The sequence below is a fragment of the Phenylobacterium sp. genome, from assembly GCF_004799395.1.
Lineage (GTDB): Bacteria > Pseudomonadota > Alphaproteobacteria > Caulobacterales > Caulobacteraceae > Phenylobacterium.
The window spans coordinates 1-6118 of the sequence record NZ_SSMZ01000321.1; the positions used below are offsets into that span (position 1 = coordinate 1).

General features: G+C 67.9%; 3 protein-coding genes and 1 pseudogene. 1 reads left to right on the forward strand and 3 read right to left on the reverse strand.

Annotated features, from left to right (window positions below):
- Positions 1-300: 300 nt before the first annotated feature.
- From rpsB to sidA, 3 genes and pseudogenes are all read right to left on the reverse strand, one after another.
- Positions 301-1116: pseudogene (gene rpsB / locus E8A12_RS20700) on the reverse strand (30S ribosomal protein S2); the annotation flags it as partial.
- A 561-nt stretch (positions 1117-1677) separates the two neighbouring features.
- Positions 1678-5127, reverse strand: a complete 3450-nt coding sequence (gene dnaE, locus E8A12_RS20705) for a DNA polymerase III subunit alpha (RefSeq protein WP_293372397.1) — start codon at positions 5125-5127, stop codon at positions 1678-1680.
- Between the two features lie 29 nt (positions 5128-5156).
- Positions 5157-5246: a cell division inhibitor SidA gene (gene sidA / locus E8A12_RS20710; RefSeq protein WP_293372399.1), complete on the reverse strand. Its 90-nt coding sequence runs from the start codon at positions 5244-5246 to the stop codon at positions 5157-5159.
- A gap of 202 nt (positions 5247-5448) precedes the next feature.
- Between sidA and E8A12_RS20715 the strand changes: the two genes are divergently transcribed.
- Positions 5449-5892: a Spy/CpxP family protein refolding chaperone gene (locus tag E8A12_RS20715; protein WP_293372401.1), complete on the forward strand. Its 444-nt coding sequence runs from the start codon at positions 5449-5451 to the stop codon at positions 5890-5892.
- Positions 5893-6118: the final 226 nt, after the last annotated feature.

Sequence of the window (6118 nt, forward strand, 5' to 3'; positions counted from 1 at the left end):
CTTCAAAAGCTATAGAGGTCGGGCGGAGGCCTCACGGACTCCGCCCCAAAGGGGAATTCTAGTCGGCCGATAAGACGCTTTGGCGTCTCAGCTGGCCTGTTCTTCGCTCGTGGTTTCGGCCGCCGGAGCTTCCGCCTCGACGGCGGGGGTATCGGCAGGCGCCGCTTCAGCGGTCGGAGCCTCAGCGGTCGGGGCTTCAGCCACCGGTTCGGCGGCGGCCTCGGGAGCAGCCTCCACGGCCGGCTCGGCGGCCGGTTCCGGCGCGGCTTCAGTCGCCGGCGCAGGCGCAGCCTCGGTGACCGGAGCGGCCACCGCAGCCGGCGCCTCGACCTTGGCCTTCTTAGGCCGGGCTTCGACCGGTGCGTCCGAGCGGGCCAGGGCCGGCTCCATCGGAGCCTCCGAGGCGCCCAGGTCGACGCCCGCGGCCGACTGGCCGGCGGCCAGGCCGTCGAGGATCGAGTCGGCCATCAGGTCGCAGTAGAGCTGGATCGCGCGGGCCGCATCGTCATTCCCCGGAATCGGGAAGGTGATGCCGTCCGGGTTGCAGTTGGTGTCCAGGATCGCGATCACCGGGATGTTGAGCTTGCGCGCTTCCTGGATGGCGATGGCTTCCTTGTTGGTGTCGATCACGAACATCAGGTCGGGGATGCCGCCCATGTCCTTGATGCCGCCCAGGCTCAGCTCAAGCTTGTCGTGTTCGCGCTTCAGCTGCAGCAGCTCCTTCTTGGTGCGGCCGGTCTCGGTCTCCAGCACGCCTTCCAGTTCGCGCAGGCGCGCGATGGAGCCGGAAACGGTGCGCCAGTTGGTGAGCGTTCCGCCCAGCCAGCGGTGGTTCACGTAATACTGGGCGCAGCGGCGCGCGGCCGTGGCGATCGGCTCAGAGGCCTGGCGCTTGGTGCCGACGAACAGAATCCGGCCGCCGGACGCGGCGACTTCGCGCACCTTCACCAGGGCCTGGTGGAGCAGCGGGATCGACTGCGACAGGTCGATGATGTGGATGTTGGAGCGGCTACCGAAGATGTAGCGTTCCATCTTCGGGTTCCAGCGATGGGTCTGGTGGCCGAAGTGGGCGCCGGCTTCCAGGAGCTGGCGCATAGAGAAATCGGGCAGTGCCATGGGTATCTAGTCCTTCTTCCGGTTGACCGCCGCAGGCAAGCCTCCCGCCGACGGATGTCTTGGGGAGGACCGGAATGGAAGCGGGCGGGATGTCTCCCCGCCGCGTCGCCAAACACCTGCGTGTGGATTTGGAGCGGCGGACTTAGGGGTTTGAGCCGGAAAAATCAACTGCTTGGATGCCCGGTAGCGCAATCCCGCCTGAGGCGTCGCCTTGGCGTTGTAAGCTTTCATCCAGCAATCTGCGGGAAAGGGATGAAACAGGTCCTGGTCCTGTCTGCGGCCCTGAGCGTGGCCGGCGGCGTTGCGCACGCCCAATTTCAGCCAGTCCCGCCGATCCCCTTATTGCGGCGATCCCTGGTATTCCGGGGCCGCAGAGCAGCCTACGTCCCATCGAGCCGCCAAGGCCCAGCGCCGATCCCTACCCACCGGCCGGCCAAGCTGCGCGCGCGGCAGGCCGCGAGAGCCGAGGAGGCCCCGAACAACGGCATTTTCTCTCCTGAGGCCCAAGCGAAGCGCAACGGCGCCGCGGCCAGGTGGGATGCAGCGAATAACCCGTTCTAGCTAGAGGTCCTCGACGAACACGACGCCCGGCGCGGTCTTGATCGCGCCGCGCACCGCCCCGTCCAGGGTGAAGCGGCCAGGCAGCTTCAACTCCACCTCGCGGCCGGCGCCCACGCCGGCGACCAGTATAATCTCGCCGCCGCGCGGGTTGGTGACACCTTCCAGGCGCTTCTTTAGGGCCTCGATCTCGGCGCTGCGGGGGGCCAGGTGGACGCGCAACCCAGCGACCACATTTTCCACCGCCTTGGCGACCGGCTCGGCGGAGTCGCCGAAGAAGCGGACCTCGCCGTCCTTGGCCCGGGCCCGCACCGTGATCGAGACCGCTGCGCCCGGCTCCAGCAGATCGCGGCAGCGCCGCCAGCTCTCCGGCGGGAACAGCACTTCATATTCGCCCGTGGGATCGGACAGCGTCACAAAGGCGAACTTCTCGCCCGAGCCCTGGGCCGCGCGTTCCTGGCGTCGGCGAACGACGCCGGCCATGCGCAGGGCCTCGGCGCCAGCCTCGGCCTTGGCGATCGCATCGGTGAGCAGGTCCGTGCGCCGGCGGCGCAGCGCCTCGACCATGTCGTCCAGCGGATGCCCGGAGAGGTAGAAGCCGACCGCCGCCAATTCCTCGTCGAGCCGGTCCACCGGCGACCAGGGATCGGTCTTCGGCAGGCGAGGACGGTGGGCGCTGGAGGGATCGTCGCCGAACAGGCTGCGCTTGCCCTCCGCCCGGTCCGACGCCAGCGCCTGGCCATGGCCCACCAGCACCTCCGACGCGGCCACCAGCTGGGCGCGGTTGGGGTTCAGGCCGTCAAAGGCCCCGGCCCGCGCCAGGGTCTCGAAGGTCCGGCGGTTCACCTGCTTGGGATCGACGCGCTCAACGAAGTCGAAGACGTCGCGGAACGGCCCGCCCTCGCGCCGCACGGCGACCACGTGCTCCATGGCCTGCAGGCCGACGTTGCGGATGCCACCCAGCGCGTAGAGCACCTCGCCATCCAGGACGTCGAAGTCGGCGCTGGACAGGTTCACGTCCGGGCTGCGGATCTTCACGCCGCTGCGTTTGGCGTCCTGGTAGAAGACCGACAGCTTGTCGGTGTTGGCCAGGTCCAGGCTCATCGAGCCGGCGAAGAACTCCACCGGCGCGTTCGCCTTCAGCCAGGCGGTTTGGTAGGCGATCAGCGCATAGGGCGCAGCGTGCGACTTGTTGAAGCCGTAGCCGGAGAATTTCTCCATCAGGCCGAACAGCAGGTCCGCCAGGTTTCCGTCGACCCCGCGCTCCGCGGCGCCGGACATGAAGCGCGCCCGCTGCTTGTCCATCTCCTCCTTCTTCTTCTTGCCCATGGCGCGGCGCAGCAGGTCCGCTTCCCCGAAGGAGTAGCCGGCCAGGATCTGGGCGATCTGCATCACCTGTTCCTGATAGACGATCACCCCATAGGTCGGGCTGAGCACGTCGGTCAGCAGAGGGTGCAGGACGTCCAGGGGTTTGCGCCCCATCTTGGTGTCGACATAGGCGGGGATCGAATCCATCGGCCCTGGGCGATAGAGCGAGATCAGGGCGGTGACCTCCTCCAGGGACTGCGGGCGCAGCTGGCGCAGGGTGTCGCGCATCCCCTGCCCTTCCATCTGGAACACCCCCACCGTCGCGCCCGAGGCCATCACCTCGTAGGCGCCCGCGTCGTCGAGCGGCAGCGTCTCCAGCGCGAACCCCGCCCCGCGCCGCTCCAGATGCTTCATCGCCTTATTGACGACGGTGAGCGTCTTCAGGCCCAGGAAGTCGAACTTCACCAGGCCAGCACTCTCGACCCACTTCATGTTGAACTGGGTGGCCGGCAGGTCAGAACGCGGGTCGCGGTATAGCGGGGCCAGCTGGGTGAGCGGCCGGTCGGAGATCACGATGCCCGCGGCGTGGGTCGAGGCGTTGCGATAGAGCCCCTCCAGTTGCAGGGCGATGTCGAGAAGCCGCGCCACCGCCTCGTCGTCGCGCCGCGCTTCCTGCAGGCGGGGCTCGATCTCGATGGCCTTCGCCAGCGTCACCGGATTGGCGGGGTTGGCCGGCACCAGCTTGGCCAGCCGGTCCACCTGGCCCAGCGGCAGCTGCAGAACGCGGCCTACGTCACGCAGCACCGCGCGGGCCTGCAAGGTGCCGAACGTGATGATCTGGGCCACGCGGTCTCGGCCGTAGCGCTGCTGGACGTAGGTGATCACCTCGTCGCGGCGCTCCTGGCAGAAGTCGATGTCGAAGTCGGGCATCGATACCCGCTCGGGGTTCAGGAACCGCTCGAAGATCAGCCCGTATTTCAGGGGATCGAGGCCTGTGATCATCAAGGACCAGGCGACCAGCGAGCCGGCCCCGGAGCCGCGTCCCGGGCCCACCGGCACGTCATGCGCCACCGCCCATTTCATGAAGTCCGAGACGATCAGGAAGTAGCCGGCGAAGCCCATCGAGGTGATGACCCCGATCTCCTTCTCCAACCGCTCCTCGTAGATCTTCAGCTCGTGGGCGGCGCCGTTGATCTTCAGTCGGCTCTTCAGGCCTTCGCGGGCCTGGTGGGACAGTTCCTCGTTCTCCGAGCGGCCGCCCTCGGTCGGAAACCGCGGCAGGATCGGGTCGCGCTTGGGTACGGCGAAGGCGCAACGCCGGGCGATGTCGAGGGTGTTGTCGCAAGCTTCAGGCAGGTCGGCGAAGAGGGCCCGCATGTCGGCCGACGACTTGAACCAGTGCTCGCCGCTCACCCGGCGGCGTTCGTCCTGGCCGATGAAGGCGCCATCGGCGATGCACAGCAGGGCGTCGTGCGCCAGGTGCATGGCCGCGTTCTTAAAATAGACGTCGTTGGTGGCCACCAACGGCGCGTCGGCCTCATAGGCGTAGGCCACCAGATCCGGTTCGGCCGCGGCCTCGCCCGCCAGCTCATGACGCTGCAACTCGACATAGAAGCGATCGCCGAAGACGCGGTGCATCTCCGCCAGGACCGCGCGGCCCTCTTTCGCCTTGCCGGCGGTGAACAGCGGGTCGGCGGGGCCGTCGGGGCCGCCGGAGAGCAGGATCAGGCCTTCGGCGTGCGTGCAGATCTTGGCCCAGGGCACGTGGGGCTCATCGGCCGGATCGATCTCCAGGAAGGCCGCCGAGGAGAGCTCGCTCAGGTTGGCGTAGCCCTGCTCGTTCTGGGCCAGCAGCACGACGGTCGGGGTCTTGGCCCATCGCTCCGCCGGCGCCTCACCGATTCCGGTGACTGGGAGCGCGCAGCCGACGATCGGCTGGACGCCAGCTTCCTTGGTCGTAACGGAGAATTCCAGCGCCCCGAACAGATTGGCGCGGTCGGTGAGCGCCACGGCCGGCATTCCGGCTTCCGCCGCCAGCACGCCGATCTTGTCGGCCTTGATAGCGCCCTCCAGCAGCGAATAGGCCGAGCGCACCCGCAAGTGAACGAAGCCCCCGGAAGTCTCGTTCGGGTCCCCGCCGCTCACGCCTGCCGCCTCTCCCATCCGCATGGCGGTCAGCCCATGTGAGCCGCCACAGCGCACATCATCCAGACAAAGCTGGCCACTGACACAAAGGCCAGTGATTCTCGGGCCAGACGAACCATCGCGACAATCCTTCTGTGGGCGGGCTTGTGGACAAAGCCGATTGCGTTCCGTTTTCGTTCTTATTCCCCTTTTGTTCTCATGGTCAAGCCCTGTTTGGCGCGACCTGTCCGATGGCGTCGCGTACAGGGTCAAACGCTTTCAAAGGACAGCCTTGCCGTGCGATAATCAGCCACGAGGGCGTTAGCGTGAGGACTTGCTGAGATGCGTTGGATTGTCTTGGGTTTTTGCCTTGGAGCCGTGATCGGCGGGTCGGCTCTCGCGGGCCAGCCGCCCGGGCCGCCGCCAAGCCACGCGCCAAGCGATCCGCCGGTCACCGCCGAACTCATCCGCCTTCATGACGACCTGCGCCTGACCGACGACCAGGAACCCGACTGGCGCGCCTACACGCGGGCGGTCGCGCCGAGCCCGGACATGCTGGCCCGCCATCGCGCGGCCAGCGAACTGATCCCTCTGGTGCCGACGCCACGCCGCATCGCACTGATCGAGGCGACCATGGCGCAGGACGACCTCGACTTCAAAAGGCAAGGCGCCGCCGTCAACGCCTTCTACGCCAAACTGACGCCCGATCAGCAGAAGGCCTTCGACCGCGACACCCTGCCCTCAGATTCAGACGGCGGTGACCGACGCCTGGATGAGCGCCGCTAGAGGCTTTTGGAGCGCGCCAGACGCCATCGCGGCCTCTGGCGCGCCCACCCCGCTCAGGTGGCGCAGGGAACCCAGTTGTAGGCTTGCTTGGCCGAGTCCCAGGACCAGGAGCCGCAGGCGGCGGGCGCCGGGGCGGCGGCCGGGGGCGGCCCGGCCTGACCGGGCGGCGGAGGCGCCGGATAGGCTCCAGACGGCGGCGCGGGATAATAGTAGCCGCCCGGCGGCG

Bases quoted from the DNA above. Each gene is read 5' to 3' on its own strand.
- sidA (WP_293372399.1), bottom strand. From the start codon at position 5,246: ATGGTTCGTCTGGCCCGAGAATCACTGGCCTTTGTGTCAGTGGCCAGC.
- E8A12_RS20715 (WP_293372401.1), top strand. From the start codon at position 5,449: ATGCGTTGGATTGTCTTGGGTTTTTGCCTTGGAGCCGTGATCGGCGGG.